The organism is Pseudomonas sp. TH34, from assembly GCF_016650865.1.
GTDB lineage: Bacteria > Pseudomonadota > Gammaproteobacteria > Pseudomonadales > Pseudomonadaceae > Aquipseudomonas > Aquipseudomonas yamanorum.
The window spans coordinates 148,677-168,313 of sequence record NZ_JAEKFB010000010.1 but is presented as its reverse complement, the minus strand read 5'-3'; the positions used below and the strand labels follow the sequence as shown (position 1 = coordinate 168,313).

The 19,637-nt window shown below is 60.5% G+C and carries 26 protein-coding genes; 23 read left to right on the top strand and 3 right to left on the bottom strand.

What is annotated here, in order from left to right; genetic code table 11:
- Position 1 precedes the first annotated feature (1 nt).
- From JFU58_RS05645 to recX, 20 genes are all read left to right on the top strand, one after another.
- Entirely contained in the window at positions 2–586 is a 585-nt protein-coding gene (locus JFU58_RS05645; protein WP_201140035.1) for a phage tail terminator protein, read from the top strand.
- Entirely contained in the window at positions 583–765 is a 183-nt protein-coding gene (locus JFU58_RS05640) for a DUF2635 domain-containing protein (RefSeq protein WP_010170093.1), read from the top strand. Before JFU58_RS05645 ends, JFU58_RS05640 begins: the two co-directional genes overlap by 4 nt.
- Positions 765–2,261, top strand: a complete 1,497-nt coding sequence (locus JFU58_RS05635; protein ID WP_201140034.1) for a phage tail sheath subtilisin-like domain-containing protein — start codon at positions 765–767, stop codon at positions 2,259–2,261. The genes JFU58_RS05640 and JFU58_RS05635 overlap by 1 nt, the downstream gene beginning before the upstream one ends.
- A gap of 64 nt (positions 2,262–2,325) precedes the next feature.
- Complete coding sequence (locus JFU58_RS05630) at positions 2,326–2,673, top strand: phage tail tube protein (RefSeq protein ID WP_010170089.1); 348 nt, start codon at positions 2,326–2,328, stop codon at positions 2,671–2,673.
- Entirely contained in the window at positions 2,670–2,966 is a 297-nt protein-coding gene (locus JFU58_RS05625) for a phage tail assembly protein (protein WP_201140033.1), read from the top strand. The genes JFU58_RS05630 and JFU58_RS05625 overlap by 4 nt, the downstream gene beginning before the upstream one ends.
- 5 nt (positions 2,967–2,971) lie before the next feature.
- Positions 2,972–3,097, top strand: coding sequence for a hypothetical protein (locus JFU58_RS32400; RefSeq protein ID WP_010170085.1), 126 nt, complete (start codon positions 2,972–2,974; stop codon positions 3,095–3,097).
- Entirely contained in the window at positions 3,097–4,713 is a 1,617-nt protein-coding gene (locus JFU58_RS05620; RefSeq protein ID WP_201140031.1) for a hypothetical protein, read from the top strand. Before JFU58_RS32400 ends, JFU58_RS05620 begins: the two co-directional genes overlap by 1 nt.
- Complete coding sequence (locus JFU58_RS05615) at positions 4,700–5,938, top strand: DNA circularization protein (RefSeq protein ID WP_201140029.1); 1,239 nt, start codon at positions 4,700–4,702, stop codon at positions 5,936–5,938. Before JFU58_RS05620 ends, JFU58_RS05615 begins: the two co-directional genes overlap by 14 nt.
- 3 nt (positions 5,939–5,941) lie before the next feature.
- A complete protein-coding gene (locus JFU58_RS05610; protein WP_201140027.1) occupies positions 5,942–6,979 on the top strand; it encodes a phage baseplate assembly protein in 1,038 nt (345 codons plus the stop codon).
- Between the two features lie 16 nt (positions 6,980–6,995).
- A complete protein-coding gene (locus JFU58_RS05605; RefSeq protein ID WP_201140025.1) occupies positions 6,996–7,505 on the top strand; it encodes a phage baseplate assembly protein V in 510 nt (169 codons plus the stop codon).
- Positions 7,505–7,903 carry a phage GP46 family protein gene (locus tag JFU58_RS05600; protein WP_010170074.1) on the top strand — a complete coding sequence of 133 codons (399 nt, stop codon included), beginning with the start codon at positions 7,505–7,507 and terminating at the stop codon, positions 7,901–7,903. The genes JFU58_RS05605 and JFU58_RS05600 overlap by 1 nt, the downstream gene beginning before the upstream one ends.
- Entirely contained in the window at positions 7,893–8,933 is a 1,041-nt protein-coding gene (locus JFU58_RS05595; RefSeq protein WP_201140023.1) for a baseplate J/gp47 family protein, read from the top strand. The genes JFU58_RS05600 and JFU58_RS05595 overlap by 11 nt, the downstream gene beginning before the upstream one ends.
- Positions 8,921–9,520, top strand: a complete 600-nt coding sequence (locus tag JFU58_RS05590; protein WP_201140021.1) for a YmfQ family protein — start codon at positions 8,921–8,923, stop codon at positions 9,518–9,520. Before JFU58_RS05595 ends, JFU58_RS05590 begins: the two co-directional genes overlap by 13 nt.
- 11 nt (positions 9,521–9,531) lie before the next feature.
- A complete protein-coding gene (locus JFU58_RS32190) occupies positions 9,532–10,629 on the top strand; it encodes a hypothetical protein (protein ID WP_231988829.1) in 1,098 nt (365 codons plus the stop codon).
- Complete coding sequence (locus tag JFU58_RS05580; RefSeq protein WP_157721310.1) at positions 10,629–11,066, top strand: phage tail assembly chaperone; 438 nt, start codon at positions 10,629–10,631, stop codon at positions 11,064–11,066. Before JFU58_RS32190 ends, JFU58_RS05580 begins: the two co-directional genes overlap by 1 nt.
- Positions 11,067–11,094: 28 nt before the next feature.
- Complete coding sequence (locus JFU58_RS05575; protein WP_201140019.1) at positions 11,095–11,652, top strand: glycoside hydrolase family 19 protein; 558 nt, start codon at positions 11,095–11,097, stop codon at positions 11,650–11,652.
- Positions 11,640–12,152 (top strand): lysis system i-spanin subunit Rz, encoded by a 513-nt coding sequence (locus JFU58_RS05570; protein WP_177070520.1) that lies wholly within the window; start codon positions 11,640–11,642, stop codon positions 12,150–12,152. The genes JFU58_RS05575 and JFU58_RS05570 overlap by 13 nt, the downstream gene beginning before the upstream one ends.
- Before the next feature lie 71 nt (positions 12,153–12,223).
- Entirely contained in the window at positions 12,224–12,724 is a 501-nt protein-coding gene (locus tag JFU58_RS05565) for a CinA family protein (RefSeq protein WP_063033904.1), read from the top strand.
- Positions 12,725–12,807: 83 nt separating this feature from the next.
- Positions 12,808–13,866, top strand: a complete 1,059-nt coding sequence (recA, locus tag JFU58_RS05560) for a recombinase RecA (RefSeq protein WP_003208645.1) — start codon at positions 12,808–12,810, stop codon at positions 13,864–13,866.
- A gap of 8 nt (positions 13,867–13,874) precedes the next feature.
- The gene (gene recX, locus JFU58_RS05555; RefSeq protein ID WP_201140017.1) at positions 13,875–14,342 is read left to right on the top strand and encodes a recombination regulator RecX; all 468 of its coding nucleotides are present in this window, start codon (positions 13,875–13,877) and stop codon (positions 14,340–14,342) included.
- Positions 14,343–14,509: 167 nt separating this feature from the next.
- Here recX and JFU58_RS05550 read toward each other — a convergent pair whose 3' ends face one another.
- Together JFU58_RS05550 and JFU58_RS05545 are read right to left on the bottom strand one after the other, a co-directional pair.
- Complete coding sequence (locus JFU58_RS05550) at positions 14,510–15,619, bottom strand: LOG family protein (RefSeq protein ID WP_201140015.1); 1,110 nt, start codon at positions 15,617–15,619, stop codon at positions 14,510–14,512.
- A gap of 375 nt (positions 15,620–15,994) precedes the next feature.
- Positions 15,995–16,435 carry a PA3611 family quorum-sensing-regulated virulence factor gene (locus JFU58_RS05545; protein WP_017480169.1) on the bottom strand — a complete coding sequence of 147 codons (441 nt, stop codon included), beginning with the start codon at positions 16,433–16,435 and terminating at the stop codon, positions 15,995–15,997.
- A gap of 209 nt (positions 16,436–16,644) precedes the next feature.
- On the opposite strand from JFU58_RS05545, the gene JFU58_RS05540 reads away from it, so the two are divergent.
- From JFU58_RS05540 to JFU58_RS05530, 3 genes are all read left to right on the top strand, one after another.
- Entirely contained in the window at positions 16,645–17,355 is a 711-nt protein-coding gene (locus tag JFU58_RS05540) for a tRNA-uridine aminocarboxypropyltransferase (protein WP_177027011.1), read from the top strand.
- 254 nt (positions 17,356–17,609) lie between these two features.
- Positions 17,610–18,260: a response regulator transcription factor ErdR gene (gene erdR, locus JFU58_RS05535; protein WP_003208636.1), complete on the top strand. Its 651-nt coding sequence runs from the start codon at positions 17,610–17,612 to the stop codon at positions 18,258–18,260.
- Positions 18,261–18,335: 75 nt separating this feature from the next.
- Positions 18,336–18,698 (top strand): diacylglycerol kinase, encoded by a 363-nt coding sequence (locus JFU58_RS05530; protein ID WP_063027508.1) that lies wholly within the window; start codon positions 18,336–18,338, stop codon positions 18,696–18,698.
- Here the strand turns inward: JFU58_RS05530 and JFU58_RS05525 are convergent.
- Positions 18,695–19,621, bottom strand: a complete 927-nt coding sequence (locus JFU58_RS05525; protein ID WP_003208633.1) for a LysR family transcriptional regulator — start codon at positions 19,619–19,621, stop codon at positions 18,695–18,697. The genes JFU58_RS05530 and JFU58_RS05525 overlap by 4 nt on opposite strands.
- Positions 19,622–19,637 lie beyond the last annotated feature (16 nt).

Sequence of the window (19,637 nt, the reverse complement as noted above, 5' to 3'; positions counted from 1 at the left end):
CATGAAGATCACCCCGTTACTGACTCACCTGCGTGATCACTGCCCCGGTTTCAACCAACAGGTGCACGCTGGCCTCGATCTCGATGCCCTGCAAACCCTGCCCGGTGCACCCACTGCGGTCGTTACGCCGATCACTGACGCAGCCACCGCGAACAGTTCGCAAAACACCACCCGGCAAACTATCCGCGAGCATTTTGGCGTGGTGCTGGTACTCGACCTGGTGGACGGCCAACAAGCCCTGGCCATGGACCAACTCCACGCCCTGCGCGCCGAAGTCTGGCGCGCCCTGGTGGGATTCAAGCCCGAGCGCTTCTACGAGCCCATTCAGTACGAAGGCGGCGACTGGCTGCTGCTGACGAAGACCCGTGGGCTCTACCGGCTGTGCTTTTTCGCCGAGTTCCAACTGGGACGCAACCTCAGCACACAGCCAGCCGAAACCTGGCTCGAGCTTGAGCTGGACGCTCTGCCGTCCTTCAACGGGGTGACGGTGCGGGTCGATGCCATCGACCCGGCCGACCCCAATCTGCAACGCCCAGGCCCCGACGGGCGCCTGGAAATGACGTTTTCTGCCGAGGTAAAACCATGAGCAAACGCATCACCGTACTGCCGGTTTCCGGCCGTGCCGTACCTGATCCGGAGGCGGGCGATCTGTTGCCCGCCGAAGGCCGCGAAGTCCCGGACAACGCCTGGTGGCGTCGACGTCTGGCCGATGGCGACATCACAACCAAAGCCGTCAAGGCGGCAAAACCACAGGGAGCCAAATAATGGCGATTGGATTCAGTCATATTCCGGCGGACATTCGTGTGCCGCTGTTCTACGCCGAGATGGACAATTCGGCGGCCAATAGTGCGTCGTCCGCCTTGCGCCGGCTGATCGTGGCCCAGGTCAACGACAACGTCACCAGCCTGGAAATCGGCAGCCTGGTGCTGGTGTCTAGCGTGGCCATGGCCAAGCGTATCGGTGGCCAGGGTTCGATGCTGGCGTCGATGTACGAGACGTTCCGCAAGAGTGACCCGGTGGGCGAGATCTGGTGCCTGCCGCTGCACAGTACCGAAGGCAGCGCGGCCAAGGCCGATCTCAAACTGACCGGCGCCGCGACCCAAGGTGGCATCCTCAGCCTGTACGTCGGTGGCACCCGTGTTCAAGCCACCGTGATCAATGGCGCGACTGCTGCCGTTGCCGCCACCGCCCTGGCGCTGAAAATCAACGCCAGTGCCGACCTGCCGGTCAGTGCGGTAGCCGTCGATGGCACCGTCACCCTGACCGCCAAATGGACCGGTGACAGTGGCAACGACATCAGCCTGCAACTCAACCGCCTGGGCCAGAGCAACGGTGAACAACTCCCTGACGGCCTGACCGCTGTCCTCGGCAAAATGGCGGCGGGCGCCGGTGTACCGGACCAACTCGCGGCGCTGGCTGCGCTGGGTGACGAGCCGTTTGAATTCATCTGCATGCCGTGGGCCGACACCACCAGCCTTAACGCCTGGCAAGCGGTGATGGATGACAACAGCGGTCGCTGGTCCTGGGCCAAGCAACTGTTCGGTCACGTGTACACCGCCAAGCGCGGCACCATCGGCACCCTGGTGGCGGCCGGGCAAGGGCGTAACGACCAGCACGTGACCATCCAGGCCATGGAGCCGGGCGTACCACAACCGTTCTGGGTCCAGGCAGCCGCCTTGGCCGCACGCACGGCGGTATTTATCTCCGCCGATGCCAGCCGTCCGACCCAAAGCGGCAGCCTGCCAGGCCTCGACCCGGCGGACGCCAGCGAGCGCTTCACCCTGACCGAGCGCCAATCGCTGCTCAACTACGGCATCGCCACCGCCTACTACGAAGGCGGTTACGTGCGCATCCAGCGGGCGATCACCACCTACCAGAAGAACGCTTTCGGCCAGGCGGACAACTCCTACCTGGACAGCGAAACCCTGCACCAGTCGGCCTTTATCGTGCGCCGTCTGCAAAGCGTGATCACCAGCAAGTATGGGCGCCACAAACTCGCCGTAGACGGCACGCGTTTTGGCGCCGGCCAGCCGATCGTCACCCCGAGCACTATCCGCGGTGAGCTGATCGCCCAGTACGCCAAGCTGGAACTGGAAGGCCATGTGGAAAACGCCGAGCTGTTCGCCGAGCACCTGATCGTCGAGCGCGACAGCCAGGACCCGAGCCGGATCAACGTGCTGTTCCCGCCGGATTACGTCAACGGGCTGCGGGTGTTTGCGCTGCTCAACCAGTTCCGTTTGCAGTACGACGCGGCGGTGTAAGCCCCGCGCTTTTCGCAACTGATTCCAGCCCGCCGAGTGCGGGCTTATTTTTGGGAGAAACATCATGGGTCAACTGATTGCGGGCACCTGCTACGTCAAAGTGGACGGCGCTCAACTGACCATCAACGGCGGCTGCGAAGCACCGTTGATGGCCGTCAAGCGGGAAACCGTGGTGCCGGGTTTCTACAAGGAAACCGACATCACCCCGTCCTTCAAAGTCACCGCGCTGCACACGCCGGACTTTCCATTGAAGCAACTGATCGCCGGCACGGACATGACCGTCACCTGCGAATTCAACAACGGCAAGGTCTATGTGCTGGCCGGTGCCTACCTGGTGGAAGAGCCGGTGGCCAAGGGCGACGACGCCGTGATCGAGCTGAAATTCGAAGGCATCAAGGGGACCTGGCAATGACCGACACGGTGAAGCTGCAAGTGGCCATCGAGGCCCACGGCGAGCCACTGACCGAACTCATCCTGCGCCGCCCGACGGTGCAGGAGGTACGGGCGATCAAGGCGCTGCCGTACAAGATCGACAAGGGTGAAGACGTGAGTCTGGACCTCGACGTCGCCGCCAAGTACATCGCGGTGTGCGCGGGTATTCCGCCGTCGTCGGTCAACCAACTCGACCTGGTGGACTTCAACGCGCTGAGCTGGGCCGTCGCCGGTTTTTTCATGAGTGCGGCGCAGGCTCCGTCGCGGAGCTGATTGCGGTGGCCTACGACCTGGCCTGGTTCTGGAAGGTTGACCCCGAACAGATGCTGGCCAGGCCTTTGGATACGCTCCGGGAGTCCCTGGAGCATGCGCAACGGATCAATGCGATGCAGCAGGTGCAGTGATGGCAGAAGCTCAGAAAGTAGAAAGTACCGCCGTGCGCCTGACCGGGATCGACCAGCTGTCGCCCAAGCTCGCTGCGCTGCAGGCCACGGTCGGGCGCTTCAGGCAGAACCTGGAACAGACCGGTCTCGGCAAGCTGGATATCGCCGGTTTGGTGAAGGGCGGCGGGCTGGCGGCACCGTTTGTCAGCGGCATCAAATCGGCGTTGGCGTTCAAGGCTGAGGTCGGCGAAGTGAATACCGCCGTGGGGCAGGGCGTTACCGAAACGGCGGCGCAGGGCCTGAAGGATTTCAACGCCTCGCTGGACAAGGTATCAGTGGCTTTCGGTACCGCGCTGTTGCCAGCCGTCACGGCGGTGGTGGTCGGGCTGGAGCCGTTGCTGACCTCGGTGGCCCAAGTGCTTACCGAGAATCCGCAACTGGTGCAGGGCCTCGCAGCGGGTGCGGTGGCGTTTACCGCCATTCAAACGGCTGTCACCGGCGTGTCCCAGGCGCTGGGGCTGATGCAACTGGTGCTCAGCGCCAACCCGATAGTGTTGGTGGCTGTGGGCATTGCCGTGGCGGCGGGATTGATCGTTGCCAACTGGAAGCCGATTTCGGCGTTTTTTGTCGGGCTCGGCGAACGGGTGATGTCGGCGATTGGAACGATGGGCGAGTTTTTTCAGACGGTCTTTGCGTTTCGTCCGCTGGAACAGGTGATGCGCTTGTGGGGGCCGATCACAGGCTTTTTTGCAGGGTTGTGGACGTCGCTGAAGGTGATGGCGCAGCCCCTGGTCGGCTTTTTCACCACACTGTTTTCCTGGTCGCCAATGGGTTTGATCGTCAACAACTGGACGCCGTTGAGCGGCTTTTTTGCGGCCCTCTGGGACTTGCTCAAAGCACTGAGCGTGCCAGTAGTCGAGTTCATGAAAAGCCTGTTCAGTTGGTCACCCGAAGGGCAAATCATTGCCAACTGGGGTGTGATCAGTGAGATGTTTGCGGCGATCTGGAGTGACTTCAAACTCACCGCGCTCGCGGCTTTTACCATCGTCAGCAGTTACTTCGATTGGTCGCCTCTGGACAAGATCTCTGCCGTCTGGGGTAGCGTCAGCGGCGCATTTGCCTCGATCTGGAGCGATCTCAAGTTGCAGGCCCAGGACGCCTTTGTGGTGCTGAGTGGTCTGTTCGACGATTGGCATCCGATGGAGCAACTTGAAGTCATGTGGGCCCCGGTGCTGAGTTGGTTCACCGCGCTGTCGGAGAAGCTTGCGGTGATCACCGCGCCGATTCGCAAGTTGTTCAACGGTGGGCTGGGTGAAGTGATCAACCAGGCGACCGGCAGTGTGGTGGAGTTGACCACCGAGCAACAGGAACGCAATGCCGAAAGCGCGCGTAATCCATCCTGGTTCCGCAAGGGGCCTGGCTTGGTATCACCCCTGGCGTCCAGCTCCAGTTCGCTGCTGCAACAAACCGCTGCCAACAACCGCACGCAGCTCAATGGCGACTTGCGGGTGAGCTTCGACAATGCACCAGCCGGCCTGCGGGTCGACCAGCCCAGAACCAACCAGCCCGGCCTGAGCGTCACCCCACGTGTCGGCTACCGTTCCCTGTCCCTTGGAGGCTCCAATGAGCTGGCGTGATCGTTTGTTGCCGGCGTCGTTTCGTGGCGTCGGGTTTTGGGTCGACCAGGCAAAAGTCCCGGTCGGCAAGAAGGGCCAGTTGCACGAATACCCTCAGCGCGACCTGCCGTTTTTTGAAGGGCTGGGCCAACAGTCCAGGGTGCATGAGCTGACGGCATTTGTAGTGGGCGAGGACTGCCTTGAGCAACGTGACAAGTTGCTCAAGGCCCTGGAGGAGGGCGCCGGCGAGCTGGTGCACCCGTGGCTTGGACGGTTGCAGGTCAAAGTCGGCGAATGCGAGATGACCCAAACCCGCCAGGACGGCGGGCTGGTGACCTTTGCCCTGAAGTTCTATCCCGACGAACCTTTGAAGTTTCCCACTACGGCGGTCAATACCCGCCAGCTGTTGCTGGTGTCAGCCGAAAGTTTGCTGGGGTCGGCGGTGCTGCGTTTTGAGCAGGCCGTCGCACTGGTGAAGCAGGCGCGGGTGGGCATCCAGGCGTTGCGCAATGGACTGGCAGAGGTTTACCAGGTGATTGAGCAGCAGTTTGCTCCACTGATTCAGTTGTATGGCGACCTGAATGCCTTGGTCAAAGCCATCAAGGAAGTGCCCAAGGAGCTGAGCGCCGAGTTCAAGGGCTTGCTCGGTGATGTGAAGGAGTTGAAGGCATTTGCCCGCAGCGGTTATCGCGGCATGCTGGCCAACCTCTCGCAGCAGGTGGAAGCGGCTCGGAATATCGACGTGCCAAAGCTGACCACCGGCAAGGACAGCGTGGCCGCCGTGCAGGCCACTGCCAACCTGGTACAGGACGCGTTGTGGGTGAAGATCGCCCATTGGCTGGCGGACGTACCGGTGGCGACCAAGGCGGTGACCCTAAGCACCACGCCGTCCCTGGCGCAACAGGCGGCACAGCCGGTGCAGCGCCGCGAAGTGCCGGTGGCTGACGATGTGCTGGTGCTGCGTGACCTTCTGAACGAAGCCATGTGGCAAGCCGCATTGAAGGCTGACGCCGGGCACTATGTTGCGTTGAATGACCTGCGCCAACAGATGTTCACGCATCTGACGGCGGTGGCATCGTCTGGTGTACGGCTGGTCAACCTGACGCCAATGCGCAGCATGCCCGCCTTGCTGTTGGCGTATCAGCGTTTCGGTGACGCGACGCGAGTGGGCGAGGTGGTGCAGCGCAATCGGGTGGCCCATCCGGGCTTCCTGCCGCCGGCGGACCTGCAAGTGGTCAGGGAGTAACCCATGAACGAGCTGGACAATGCCGTCACCCTGACCGTGGACGGCCTGGATTATGGCGGATGGAAAAGCGTGGAAATCAGCGCCGACCTGGAGCGTCAATTTCGCACCTTCACCCTCAACATCACCTGGCAATGGCCCGGGCAAACCCTGACAGCGCCGATCAAGCCCGGCGCCCGTTGCCAGGTGCGCATCGGTTGCGATCTGGTGCTCACCGGCTTTGTGTTCAAGGCGCCCATCAGTTACGACGGCCAGCAGATCAGCCTGAGTATTCAGGGCGGTTCAGTGACGCAGGACCTGGTGGACTGCGCAGCGATAAACCAGCCCGGCCAGTGGCGCGGGCAAAGTGTGCTGAGCATCGTCCGTGCGCTGACGGCCGCCTATGGCGTCGAGGTGCACAGCGAGATTGCCGAGACCACACGTTTGCAGACCCACAGCATCGTGCCCGGGGAGACGGTATTCCAGTCGATCGACCGCTTGCTGACGCTGTATCGGGTGTTCTCCACCGACGATGCGGACGGACGCCTGGTGCTGGCATTGCCCGGTAGTGCAGGGCGTGCGAATGACAGCCTGGAGCTGGGCAAGAACATCCTTTCGGCTAACGCACCGATGGACTTTGGCTCGGTGTTTTCCGAGTACCGCGTCCTCGGCCAGCACAAGGGCGATGATCAGAAAAGTGCAGCGGCGGTCAGTGAGGTTTCAGGGATTTCCCGGGATGAAAAAGCCGCGCGAAAACGCGTCACGGTGATCAGCGAACCGACGCAGTTGACCCCCGAGCTGGCCCAGCAACGCGCCGACTGGGAACGCGCCACCCGTACCGGAAAAGCCCTGACCACCACCTACACCGTGCAAGGCTGGCGGCAGTCCAACGGCGATTTGTGGCGCCACAACCTGTTGGTGCGGGTGATCGATCCGGTGCTGGGATTTGACCAGGACATGCTGATCTCCAAGGTCACCTGGTCGCTCTCTGACCAAGGTTCGATCACCACCCTGCAGGTGGCGCCGCCGTCCACCTTTGATGCCAATCCGTTGCCATCCGCTTAACCATCAAGGAATTTCCATGAGCCTACTGACTCGCCTGCTGGCGCGCGGCACTGTCGTGCTCGCCCACTCGGCCACCAAGCTGCAAACGCTGCAAATGCGCCTGACCGCAGGCGAAGTGAACGACGACATGGAGCACTTCGAACCCTACGGTTTTACCAGCAACCCGCTGGCCGGTGCTGAAGGCATCGCCACGTTCTTGGGCGGGGACCGCTCTCATGCCATCGTGCTGGTGGTGGCTGACCGTCGCTATCGGTTGCAGTCCCTGGCGCCGGGCGAAGTAGCGATCTACACCGACGAAGGCGACAAGGTTCACTTCAAGCGCGGGCGGGTGATCGACATTGAAACCGGCACCCTGAATATCCGCGCCAGCCAGGCGGTGAACATTGATACGCCGACCCTGACCCAGAGCGGCAAGATCATCTCCCAGGGCGATCAGATTGCCGGCGGCATCAGCCAGATCCGGCACGTGCATGTGGGCGTACAGCCCGGCAGCGGCCAGACCGGCGTGCCGGCGGGAGGCCAGTGATGTTTGTCTCCGACAACCTGAAAAATGCCCTGACCCGCTCGGTGCTGATCAGCCTGTTCACCTGGCGCCGTGCCGCGCCGGACGACGCAGTAGACGATGACGAGCGCTTTGGCTGGTGGGGCGACAGTTTCCCCAGCGTGGCCGACGACCGTATCGGCTCACGGCTGTGGCTGCTGCGCCGGGTCAAGCTGACCCGCCAGACGCAACTGGATGCCGAATTCTATGCCCGCGAGGCCCTGCAATGGCTGATCGACGACGGGCATTGCAGCGCCATCGAAGTCCTCAGTGAACGCCTCGACGCCCAGCGGCTCAACCTGCGCACGCAGCTGACTCTGGCCGATGGCGAGCGCCTGGACATCAACCCTGATAACAGTTGGCAGGTGATCTATGCCGTTTGAAACCCCTTCGCTGCCGGTGCTGATCAAACGCACCCAAAGCGACCTGGCCAGCGATTCGCTGCGCCAGTCCGATGCCCAGGTCCTGGCGCGCACACTCAGTGGTGCGGCGTTCGGCCTGTACGGTTACCTCGATTGGATCGCTGAGCAGATCCTGCCGGATACCGCGGATGAGTCCACCCTGGAGCGCATCGCCGCGCTGCGGTTGAATCAGGCGCGCAAGGCGGCGGTGGCCGCCAGTGGCAGCGTGAGTTTTACCGCGGCGGCGGGCGCGGTACTGGATGTGGATACGGTGCTGCAAAGCAGTGATGGGCGGAGCTTCAAAGTCACCGCTGCCGCCACGACCCATGCGGGCCTCAACACTGCCACCGTGCAAGCGATTGATGCCGGCACCCTGGGCAACGCTGACGCCGGGCTGAGCCTGATTGCGGTACAGCCGCTGCAAGGTATTGTTTCGACCTTTACCGTGCTGGCGCCGGGGCTGACCGGCGGCGTGGCGCGAGAAACCCTGGAGTCGCTGCGGGCGCGGGTGATTCGCTCCTATCGCGTTATCCCCCAGGGCGGTTCGGCACAGGATTACGAGACCTGGTCCCTCGAAGTGCCCGGCATTACCCGCGCATGGTGTCGCGGCAATTACCTGGGGCCGGGGACGGTGGGGGTGTTCGTGATGCGTGACGACGACCCGCAGCCGATCCCCAATGCCGCGCAGCTGGCGCAGGTTCAAGCCCATATCGAGCCGCTGCGGCCCGTCACCGCTGATGTGTATGTGTTAGCGCCAGTGATGAAACCGGTGGCTTACCAACTGCGCCTGACCCCTGACACCAGCGCCGTGCGCGCGGCTGTCGAGGCCCAACTGCGTGACCTGCACAACCGCGAGGCCGGCTTGGGCGACACCTTGTTGCTGACCCATATCGCCGAAGCCATCAGCACGGCGACCGGCGAGACCGATCACACCCTCGCAAACCCGTTGGCGGACGTTACAGCGGCGACGAATCAGTTGCTGGTGTTCGGAGGTATCACATGGCTGGAGTAAGAACTGCCGGCCAGTATCAAGAACAACTGACCGCCTTGTTGCCCAGCGGTCCGGCCTGGGATCTGGAAACCGTGCCGCAGTTGGAGACGGTGCTCAAAGGCATCGCCGAAGAACTCACACGCATCGACGCCCGGGCCTGCGACCTGCAAAACGAAATGGACCCCGCGACCGTCAGCGAATTGGTGCCGGAGTGGGAAAGGGTGATGCAACTGCCCGATCCCTGCCTGGGCTTGAGCCCGCTGTACGACGACCGTCGCCTGGCGGTGCGTAGACGCCTGTTGGCGGTGGGCAGCCAGCGCGCCGCGTACTACATCGAAATCGCCCGCAGCCAGGGCTACCCCGACGCCAGTGTCACAGAGCTCCGCGCCCCGCGCATGGGCCGCTCACGGTTCGGCGCTGCGCATTTTGGCACCTGGCAGGCGCACTTCATGTGGACGCTCAACACCGGCGGCCGCCAGCACCTGGGGCGGCGGTTTGGGGCGAGTTATTGGGGAGAGCGGTTTGGCGTCAATCCGGGGAACGCCCTGGAGTGCCTGATTCATCGCAGCGCACCTGCTCATACGCAGGTGCACATCAATTATGACTAGAGGGTAGAAGCGTGGATTATCCAAAGAGTGTGCCCAGCGTTGGGCTGGTGAATGGCAAGTTTGTGGATGAAAACCCGGTGACTGGGACGCCGGGGAGTTTGATTCCGGCGGCTTGGGGGAATGGGGTTACGCAGGAGATTTTGAATGTGCTGGCGGCGGCGGGGATCGCGCCGGACGAGACGAAGACCGATCAGTTGGCGCAGGCGTTGAGCGTTTTGAGTGATTGGTTGAGGTTGAGGAATAAACCGACGACGTTGGCGGGGTATGGGATTACCGATGCACTGCTGGTTGGACGTACAACAGACCAACGGCCTAGCTTGTCCGCCAGTGATTTGACTGATACCGGTAATGGTCTTGGTGGTGCGCTGGAAATTCGTGAGGCTCAACAGGTAGAAAGCAAAAAGCTGACGTTCGAGTACGCCCCGAAAATCATGTTTCATTGGAAGGACCGCTGGGCGAAAGCGTTGGCGATGGATGCTAACGGAGAGATGGTATGGGGGGGGCAGAAAGTTTGGACTGCTTCCAATTTGGATCTGACAAACAAGGCGGATAAGGCAACCACGCTGGCGGGATATGGGATTACCGATGGCCTTGTAGTGGGCCGCACCAGCCGTCAGCGGGTTAGTTTATCTGCAGAAACACCGGGGGATTGGAGTAATGGGCTGGGTGGCGCCATTGAAATTCGAGAAGCCCAAGAAGTTACTAATACCCAAAGCGGATTTGAATATGCACCCAGAGTGCTCTTTCACTGGGGGGGGATAATTGCCAGGTCTTTGGCGATGAACTCTGCAGGCGAACTCATGTGGGGATCACAGACAGCTTGGACTTCCGGGAATTTTGACCCCGCGCGTAAAGCGAACGTGGCTACTACGCTGGCGGGTTACGGGATTACCGATGCGCTCTCAGCTTCCAGCTTTCTCAAACCTGTAGCTGGGCAATGGATCTTGATAGGGGGGAGCGGTGTGCTTCCAGCAGGCGGAACGTGGGCCTTTTTCTGTGCCAATTACAACGGTAACGGGGCTGCGCTTGGTGGCAACGCCGGAGTGGCAGCTGGTGGCACTGCGGTAGGTAATGGAAACTGTGTCGGTTTTGCATGGAGGATTCAGTAATGGATAACGAACAACGTCCTGAGCAGTACAACATAGAGGACATTTATCTTAAAAAGGACGGTAGCTACTTAGTCACCTTGGATGGCTATCCCTACCATGTGACTGAAGCAGAAACTCCGGACGTTTATCGTGCAGTGCGTTTACTGATTGATTCGGGTGAGCAGTGCCAGGAGTACATCGATCCCGTCATTTCCGATGCTGAAGCCCAGGCAAATGAGCGCATGTGGCGTGATTCAGAAATACAGCGCATCAGTTGGGTAAGTGATCGTCATCGTGATCAGTTGGACATGGGATTGAAAACGACGCTTTCCACTGAGCAGTTCAAAGAGTTGCTCAAATACACTCAAGCATTGCGTGACTGGCCCCAGGCTGAGAGCTTCCCCTTGATTGCCAAACGGCCCGTTGTATTGCCTTGGTTGGATGCTGTTACTCAGTAAACGTGTCGGCGTGAGAGAGTAGAAATCAATGGAGATAACCCTTCCCCAACTTATCCAAGTAATGCCTGGAGCCCGCCTTAGAGCGGGCCTTTTTTTAGCTTCTTTAAATGCGGCTACCGCAGCTCACCAAATCACCACCCCCAAACGCATCGCCGCCTTCCTCGCCCATATCGGCCACGAATCCGGCGAACTGCGCTACGTACGTGAACTGGGCAGTGATCAATACCTGAGCAAATACGACACCGGCACCCTGGCCGCCCGCCTCGGCAACACCCCCGAAGCCGATGGCGATGGCCAGAAATACCGTGGCCGTGGCCTGATCCAGATCACCGGCCGGCGCAACTACCTGGCATGCAGCCAGGCGTTGTTCGGCGATGAGCGTTTGTTGCAGCAACCGGAGTTGCTGGAGCAACCGCAATGGGCCTGCGAATCCGCCGCGTGGTTCTGGCAGAGCAATGGCTTGAACGAACTGGCTGACAAGGACCAGTTCACCACCATCACCCGGCGTATCAATGGCGGCCTCAATGGCTTGGAAAACCGTATGCAGTTGTGGGCTCGGGCGAAGGCGGTTCTATGGGCTTCCTGACGTCATATCGCCTGCTTGGCTTTTTCCTGTTGGCGGCGGTCTCGGCGGGTATTGCCTGGCAGGTACAGGCTTGGCGGTATGGCATCCAACTTGAGCGCCTGGAGGTGCTGCACGCCGAAGCGCTGAGCCAACAAAGCCTGTCGGCTCAGCGTCAACAACGGTTGGAACAGGACAAACGGCTGGCACTGGAGCAACAACTCAGCGCCCGCGACCAACAACACACCCGGGAGCTTTCCGATGCACAGCGTGATCAGGCTCACCTGCGGGATCGTCTGGCCACTGCTGATGTGCGGTTGTCAGTCCTTCTCGACGCCAGCGACTCAGCCAGCGGCTGCCCAATGCCAGCCACCGCCACCCCCGGCAGCGTGGTTCATGGCGCCCCGCGAGCCCGACTTGACCCGGCGCATGCTCAACGAATTATCGGCATCACCGACGACGGCGATAACGCAATGATTGCCTTGCGCGCCTGCCAGGCGTATGTCCGGGCCGTCGCGCGTTAGTCTCTTGTAACTTGCATGGCTCATGGGCTCCTGTAGGGTAGGCAAATGCCCGTCCACTCCAGGAGATGACCGTGAAGGAAATTACTCAACTCGCCGCTGAACTTGGTCGACGCTTGCAGGTTCTCAATGCCCACGTCACAACGGCCGAGTCGTGCACCGGCGGCGGTATCGCCGAGGCGATCACGCGGATTCCCGGGAGTTCGGCCTGGTTCGAGGCGGGCTACGTCACTTATTCCAATCGCCAGAAGACCCGACAGCTGAATGTGTCGGAAGCGCTGTTCCCCAAAGTCGGCGCTGTCAGTCGCGAAGTGGTGGAGGCGATGGTGCGAGGTGCCCAGGAGAAAAGCCTGGCGCGTTTTGCCGTAGCGGTCAGCGGTGTGGCCGGCCCCGATGGCGGTTCGCCGGACAAACCGGTGGGCACCGTATGGCTGGCCTGGGGCGTGGGCGATGAGGTCACCACCGAGCTTGAACACTTCCCTGGGAACCGTGACGAGGTCCGCCGACAAACGGTAAAGGCCGCGCTAGAGGGCTTGTTGCGACGAGCTGCAGCAGAAATAGAAAAACAGGGGTAGGCGATCACGGATCTTTGTGGAACAATACTGTCTACTTATACAGGTGTTGGCCGCCAGGCCTTATTGATTACGTGAGGACTTTAATGGACGACAACAAGAAGAAAGCCTTGGCTGCGGCCCTGGGTCAGATCGAACGTCAATTCGGCAAGGGTGCCGTAATGCGTATGGGCGATCACGACCGTCAGGCGATCCCGGCTATCTCTACTGGCTCTCTGGGTCTGGACATCGCGCTCGGCATTGGCGGCCTGCCAAAAGGCCGTATCGTTGAAATCTACGGTCCTGAATCTTCCGGTAAAACCACCCTGACCCTGTCGGTGATTGCCCAGGCACAAAAGATGGGCGCCACTTGTGCGTTCGTCGATGCCGAGCACGCCCTGGATCCTGAGTACGCTGGCAAGCTGGGCGTCAACGTTGACGACCTGCTGGTTTCGCAACCGGACACCGGTGAGCAAGCGCTGGAAATCACCGACATGCTGGTGCGCTCCAACGCCATCGACGTGATCGTGGTCGACTCCGTGGCAGCCCTGGTACCGAAGGCTGAAATCGAAGGCGAAATGGGCGACATGCACGTGGGCCTGCAAGCCCGCCTGATGTCCCAGGCCCTGCGTAAAATCACCGGTAATATCAAGAACGCCAACTGCCTGGTGATCTTCATCAACCAGATCCGGATGAAGATCGGCGTGATGTTCGGCAGCCCGGAAACCACCACCGGTGGTAACGCGCTGAAGTTCTACGCTTCGGTCCGTCTGGACATCCGCCGTACTGGCGCGGTGAAGGAAGGTGACGAGGTTGTCGGTAGCGAAACCCGCGTTAAAGTCGTGAAGAACAAGGTGGCCCCGCCGTTCCGTCAGGCCGAGTTCCAGATTCTCTACGGTAAGGGTATCTACCTGAACGGCGAGATGATCGACCTGGGCGTGCTGCACGGTTTCGTCGAGAAGTCCGGTGCCTGGTATGCCTACAACGGCAGCAAGATCGGCCAGGGCAAGGCCAACTCGGCCAAGTTCCTTGCGGATAACCCGGATGTTGCCGCTACGCTCGAGAAGCAGATCCGCGACAAGCTGTTGACCCCGGCACCTGACGTCAAGGCCGCCGCCAACCGCGAGCCGGTTGAAGAAGTAGAAGAAGTCGACACTGACATCTGAAGCAAACGATGAGCGTTGTCCTCGATACACCCGTCGCCGTAAGGCGCACTGCAATGGACCTGCTCGCACGACGCGAGCATGGTCGAGTCGAGCTGACGCGTAAACTGCGTCAGCGCGGCGCAGATCCTGAGATGATCGACGCAGCCCTTGACCGTTTGACGGAAGAAGGGCTGCTGTCGGAATCCCGTTACCTCGAAAGTTTTGTCTCCTACCGAGCCCGATCCGGCTATGGCCCTGCGCGAATTCGTGAAGAGCTAAGCCAGCGTGGCCTGCAACGTGCTGATATCGAACTCGCCTTACGTGAGTCCGGCATCAACTGGCAGGCACAATTGGAAGATACCTGGCGTCGCAAGTTTGCCGGTCATCTGCCTATTGATGCGCGGGAGCGGGCGAAGCAAGGTCGCTTTTTGAGCTATCGCGGGTTTTCGATGGAGATGATCAGCCGCTTGTTGAACGGTCGGGATATGGATGACTGAAGGCTGCGTCTGGTAAATGGTTGCTCTGATTATTGCGGGGCTTGGTGTGGCGAGGGAGCTTGCTCCCGCTGGGCTGCGCAGCTGCCCCAACCTGCGCATCGTTCTACCTGACACAACCCAAAAGGCCCGCTATGAAAATAGCGGGCTTTTTGCGTTTCAGGGGCAAATCACGCCGTCTCCGTCACCCGCTGCTGCGTTTTTCCCTGAGCCTGAGCCCAGTTTTCCGGCAAGTTGATGTAGTCCACCAACTCCCGCAACCGTCCCAGGTCACGCCCGTTGAAGTTGAATACCAGGCGTGTCAGATGGCTGAAGCTTGGTTCGTCATGCTCCTCGCCGGTGTACGCAATTTGTTGGAAGTCGCCACTGAGGCGAAGACTGGCAAATGCCTCCTGCAGGTGGGCCAGTGCACGGTCACTCAATGGATGATTCATGCGAATCACAAATTGGCGCTTCAGCCAGCGGGTGGAGTGGAAGTTGGCGTAGAACTGATTGATCTCTTCCACCGCCTCCTCAGCGCTGTACACCAGGCGCACCAGCTTGAGGTCAGTGGGCAAGATGTAGCGATTGGCTTCAAGCTGGCTGCGGATAAAGTCCAGGGCACCCTGCCAGAAGCTGCCACCCGGTGCATCCAGCAGTACCACTGGAACCAGCGGGCTTTTGCCGGTCTGGATCAGGGTCAGCACTTCCAACGCTTCATCCAGGGTGCCGAAACCGCCTGGGCACAGGATCAAGGCGTCGGCCTCCTTGACGAAGAACAGCTTGCGGGTAAAGAAGAAGTGGAAGGACAGCAGGTTCTCGGTGCCATCGATGGTCGGGTTGGCATGCTGTTCAAACGGCAGGGTGATGTTGAACCCCAGGCTGTGTTGCAACCCCGCCCCTTCGTGGGCCGCCGCCATGATGCCGCCGCCACCGCCGGTAATCACCATAAGGTCCGAGCGGGCCAGGACCGCGCCCACTTCCCGGGCCAAGGCATACAGCGGGCTTTCCACTGGCGTGCGCGCCGAACCGAACACCGTGACTTTGCGTCGGCCTTTGAACTGTTCGAGCACCCGGAAGGCGTGGTCCAGTTCGTGGATTGCCTGCAGGGTGATCTTGGCGTTCCAGCGGCTGCGGTCGTCCTGGGCCATGCGCAACACGGTGAAGATCATGTCGCGATAAAGGGGGATGTTCGGGCTGCTGGGCGCAATCAGGTGGAGTTGTGCGTCGACCTGCTGCGTGAGGTCGGTGCCGTTTTCTTGAAATTGACGGATCAGGAGTTCATTCGGTTCGTAAGGCATTCAACTTCTCCTTCTTCACAGAACCCTGGGTGCCGGCGAGAAATTCGTCGGGACCACGACACTGCATGTGTCGTTGCCTCTGATTAACGAGGTGGGCGAAACCGGTTCTGTATATTCCTTATGTTTAAAAACCTTTGCACTGCACGCTCAGGAGGGCAACCCTCTTTTGCCCTGAAAATGTTACAGAACTGTGTGAAAACCCGATGCTCCAGGCTTTCAGGATGAATTGATCATGAGCCTATAAAGTCTTGGCTGGCAATCGCTTATTGATCACTTGTGAGGGAGTTTAGACGGTGCCGCGGGCGGGCAATGGCGCAGAGTGCAGAGGGGCGTATTGCGCGCCGCTGATCAGCGGCGCGCGACAGGGGGCATCGCTTACTTTTTCTTCTTCGCCGCCGCAGGCGCCGGGCAGTCTGCTTCCTGGAACTTCACCGACGCCACCGGGCGGTTGGTTTTGTTCTCGGTGATTTCGTAACGCATGATCGCGCCCTTGGCCATCAGCTCGCGATAACCCGTGTTCAGGCACACGCTTTGACCCAGCTGGAAGTACACCGCCTTGGGATTGGCACGCATTTGCTCGGCGCGGTCTGGCAGTACGCTGAGATGATCAATCAGTTGCAGGCCTTCAACGGTGTAGGCCACTTCCAGGGTTTTATCGTCAATTTCCCGAGGCAAGTTCTTGTTGCTTTCCTCTGCGACGCTTTGCAGCTTCCTGTTCAGTTGAGCCTCCAGCAGCGAGGCCGCTTGGGCACCCAGGGGCAACACCAACGCAAGGGCGACGGACGGAACTACAAGGCGTGGCATAAGACGCAGCATGAAACTCTCCTGATTCGGTTACTGGTGCATAGACCAGCCACTGCGCTGTGCGTTCAGTGGCGCGGGATTATAGGTGACCGCCTGCCACTACGGCCAGCCTATTGCCGGGAAGTGCAGGTAGGCGAGGGCGCCTCTGGTAAACTGCGGTAACTTTTGCCTTCCCGAGTTCTATCCGTGTCGATTTCCACGTTCATGCAGCGGCGCACCCGATGAGCCATGCCGTCTCCCGTTTGCGCACCCAGCGCCTGGCCCGCGCCGTTAAACCGTTTGTTGCGCGAGGCTCCCGTGCCGAGCGCTGCCCCGACTGCCGGGTGATTCCTGAGTATTGCCTGTGTGCCTGGCGGCCCAAGGTCCAGGCCAAATCCGGTATGTGCTTGCTGATGCATGACGTAGAGCCGATGAAGCCCAGCAACACCGGCTGGCTGATTGCCGATGTGATCAACGACACCACCGCATTCCCCTGGTCACGGACTGAAGTCGAGCCTGAGTTGCTCGCCTTGTTGGCCGACCCGCAGTGGCAGCCTTATATCGTCTTTCCCGGCGAATTCGTGGCGCCGGAGCGGGTGGTCAACCAGGTCAGTCTGGAAGAGGGCAAGCGCCCGCTGTTCATTCTGCTGGACGGTACCTGGAGTGAGGCGCGCAAGATGTTCCGCAAGAGCCCATACCTGGAGCACTTGCCGGTGCTGAGCCTGGCCCCCGAGCAACTCTCGCGCTACAAACTGCGCCGCTCCAAGCGTGATGATCATTTCTGCACCGCCGAAGTGGCGGCCCTGTGCCTGGAGCTCGCTGAGGATCAGGCGGCCAGCGAAGTGCTCGACGCCTATCTGGACGTGTTCAGCACCCACTACCTGGCCGCCAAGTTTCAGTTGGCGCTGGACCCGGCCGATGTCGTCCATACTCGCCTTGCACCTCATCTATAGGTGTCATGGCCAGCCGACCTTTGCATGATGGCCGCGCAAATGCGCGGCCCGCTAGAATGGCCACGGGCGTAGCGCTTGACCACCCAGGCTACGCTGGGCATGCTTGGCGCCGATTGGGGCGTTGTCACAGATTGGATACGTCGTCTTTTGACGTTGAGCGCGCCCTTTGGTGACTGCTGGCCTGGCAGCCACCTTGCGTGTTGGCGAGCACTGAACCCATCAGTGCCCCCATAAAAAACAGGATCATTTAATCAATGGCCACATACGAAATCCTGATTGCCGATGACCACCCGCTGTTTCGCAGCGCGCTGCACCAGGCGGTCACGCTGGGCCTGGGGCCGGATGTACGCCTCGTCGAAGTCGCCAGCATTGCCGAGTTGGAAACCCGCCTCACCGAAAAATCCGACTGGGACCTGGTCCTGCTGGACCTGAACATGCCGGGTGCCTACGGTTTTTCCGGGCTGGTGCTGCTGCGCGGGCAATACCCGCAAATTCCGGTGGTGATGGTCTCGGCGCAGGAAGAGGCTTCGGTGGTGGTGCGCTCCAAGGAGTTCGGTGCCAGCGGTTTCATTCCCAAGTCCAGCTCCATGGAAGATATCCAGAAAGCCGTGCGCACGGTGTTGGATGGCGATGTCTCCTGGCCGCCCCAAGCCTTTGAAGAGATCAATGTCTCCGACGAAGCCAAGGCCGCCCGTGATGGCCTGGCCAGCCTGACGCCCCAGCAGTTCCGCGTGCTGACAATGGTCTGCGAAGGCCTGTTGAACAAGCAGATTGCCTACGAGTTGAGCGTGTCGGAAGCGACCATCAAAGCCCACGTCACGGCGATTTTCCGCAAACTGGGCGTGCGAACGCGAACCCAGGCTGCATTGCTCCTGCAACAACTTGAGTCAATTTCGCAGCATTAAGACGCTGTTCATTCACGTTTTTTTGACTTTGCTTGCTCTAGTTTCCCCACACCTTTTTGCTCAGTTGCCTACTCTATGTCGCCTTTCAAAGGTCAAACCGGTATCAAACGTATCTTCAACGCGGGGGGCTATTCCCTGGATGGCCTGCGTGCGGCTTTCACCGGCGAGGCGGCTTTTCGTCAGTTGGTGTTGCTCAATGCAATCCTGATCCCGCTGAGTTTCTTCCTGAACGTCAGCCGGGTAGAGCGGGCGCTGCTGATTGCCGTGTGCCTGCTGGCGTTGATCGTCGAATTGCTCAACTCCGCCGTCGAAGCGGCGATTGACCGGATTTCCCTGGACCTGCATCCGTTGTCAAAAAACGCCAAGGACATGGGCAGCGCCGCGCAGTTTGTCGCACTGACCATGATTACCCTGGTCTGGGCCGTGATCCTGATCTAGGCAATGGTCGGCAGCACAATCTCGTCGCTGCGCTGTACCCCGGCGGTGAAGGAACGGCACAGCTCGAGGAATTCGCGCATGGCCGAGGTTTGGTACTTTTGCTTGTGCCAGATGAAGTAGAACTGCCGGGCCAGGTCTAGGTCCGGGGTTTCCACCGGTACCAGGCTGCCGCGCCGGAAGGCGTCGCGCAGCGCCAGCCGGGAAATGCAGCCAATCCCCAATCCTGATTCCACCGCGCGTTTGATCGCCTCGGTGTGTTCCAGCTCCAGGCGAATGTTCAGCGCGCTGCGGTGATGCCGCATGGCCTGGTCAAAGGTCAGGCGCGTACCGGAGCCTTGTTCCCGCAGGATCCACGCTTCATGGGTCAACTCTTCCATGGTGGCCTGGCCGCGCTTGGCCAGATGATGCTGGGGCGCACAAAACACCACCAACTCGTCTTCCACCCAGGTTTGCACCTCGATGTCCGGGTGGCTGCAGTCGCCTTCAATTAGACCCAGATCAATTTCGTAGTGCGCCACCTGATGCACGATATGCGCAGTGTTCTGAACATGCAGCTTCACCTGGCTCTCGGGATGTTGTTGCATGAAGCTGCCGATCAGCAGCGTGGCCAGGTAATTGCCAATGGTCAGGGTGGCGCCGACGGCCAGGGAGCCGAAGCCCGACTTGCCGTTGAGCAGGTCCTCGATCTCCTTGGCCTGGTCCAGCAGTGCCACCGCCTGGGGCAATAGCTGGTGGCCCAGGGCGTTGAGGCTCAGGCGTTTACCCGCGCGGTCGAACAATTGGCAGCTGGATTGACGCTCCAGCTCGGTAATCGAGGTGCTGGCGGCGGACTGAGATAAGGCCAGAAGGCCAGCAGCGCGCGAGACGCTTTCCTGCTGGGCGACGGCGACGAAGACTTGCAGTTGACGTAGAGTAAATCGCATATCGATATAACCGATA

Bases quoted from the DNA above. Each gene is read 5' to 3' on its own strand.
- JFU58_RS05645 (WP_201140035.1), top strand. From the start codon at position 2: ATGAAGATCACCCCGTTACTGACTCACCTGCGTGATCACTGCCCCGGT.
- JFU58_RS05640 (WP_010170093.1), top strand. From the start codon at position 583: ATGAGCAAACGCATCACCGTACTGCCGGTTTCCGGCCGTGCCGTACCT.
- JFU58_RS05635 (WP_201140034.1), top strand. From the start codon at position 765: ATGGCGATTGGATTCAGTCATATTCCGGCGGACATTCGTGTGCCGCTG.
- JFU58_RS05630 (WP_010170089.1), top strand. From the start codon at position 2,326: ATGGGTCAACTGATTGCGGGCACCTGCTACGTCAAAGTGGACGGCGCT.
- JFU58_RS05625 (WP_201140033.1), top strand. From the start codon at position 2,670: ATGACCGACACGGTGAAGCTGCAAGTGGCCATCGAGGCCCACGGCGAG.
- JFU58_RS05620 (WP_201140031.1), top strand. From the start codon at position 3,097: ATGGCAGAAGCTCAGAAAGTAGAAAGTACCGCCGTGCGCCTGACCGGG.
- JFU58_RS05615 (WP_201140029.1), top strand. From the start codon at position 4,700: ATGAGCTGGCGTGATCGTTTGTTGCCGGCGTCGTTTCGTGGCGTCGGG.
- JFU58_RS05610 (WP_201140027.1), top strand. From the start codon at position 5,942: ATGAACGAGCTGGACAATGCCGTCACCCTGACCGTGGACGGCCTGGAT.
- JFU58_RS05605 (WP_201140025.1), top strand. From the start codon at position 6,996: ATGAGCCTACTGACTCGCCTGCTGGCGCGCGGCACTGTCGTGCTCGCC.
- JFU58_RS05600 (WP_010170074.1), top strand. From the start codon at position 7,505: ATGTTTGTCTCCGACAACCTGAAAAATGCCCTGACCCGCTCGGTGCTG.
- JFU58_RS05595 (WP_201140023.1), top strand. From the start codon at position 7,893: ATGCCGTTTGAAACCCCTTCGCTGCCGGTGCTGATCAAACGCACCCAA.
- JFU58_RS05590 (WP_201140021.1), top strand. From the start codon at position 8,921: ATGGCTGGAGTAAGAACTGCCGGCCAGTATCAAGAACAACTGACCGCC.
- JFU58_RS05580 (WP_157721310.1), top strand. From the start codon at position 10,629: ATGGATAACGAACAACGTCCTGAGCAGTACAACATAGAGGACATTTAT.
- JFU58_RS05575 (WP_201140019.1), top strand. From the start codon at position 11,095: ATGGAGATAACCCTTCCCCAACTTATCCAAGTAATGCCTGGAGCCCGC.
- JFU58_RS05570 (WP_177070520.1), top strand. From the start codon at position 11,640: ATGGGCTTCCTGACGTCATATCGCCTGCTTGGCTTTTTCCTGTTGGCG.
- recA (WP_003208645.1), top strand. From the start codon at position 12,808: ATGGACGACAACAAGAAGAAAGCCTTGGCTGCGGCCCTGGGTCAGATC.
- recX (WP_201140017.1), top strand. From the start codon at position 13,875: ATGAGCGTTGTCCTCGATACACCCGTCGCCGTAAGGCGCACTGCAATG.
- JFU58_RS05550 (WP_201140015.1), bottom strand. From the start codon at position 15,619: ATGCCTTACGAACCGAATGAACTCCTGATCCGTCAATTTCAAGAAAAC.
- JFU58_RS05545 (WP_017480169.1), bottom strand. From the start codon at position 16,435: ATGCTGCGTCTTATGCCACGCCTTGTAGTTCCGTCCGTCGCCCTTGCG.
- JFU58_RS05540 (WP_177027011.1), top strand. From the start codon at position 16,645: ATGAGCCATGCCGTCTCCCGTTTGCGCACCCAGCGCCTGGCCCGCGCC.
- erdR (WP_003208636.1), top strand. From the start codon at position 17,610: ATGGCCACATACGAAATCCTGATTGCCGATGACCACCCGCTGTTTCGC.
- JFU58_RS05530 (WP_063027508.1), top strand. From the start codon at position 18,336: ATGTCGCCTTTCAAAGGTCAAACCGGTATCAAACGTATCTTCAACGCG.
- JFU58_RS05525 (WP_003208633.1), bottom strand. From the start codon at position 19,621: ATGCGATTTACTCTACGTCAACTGCAAGTCTTCGTCGCCGTCGCCCAG.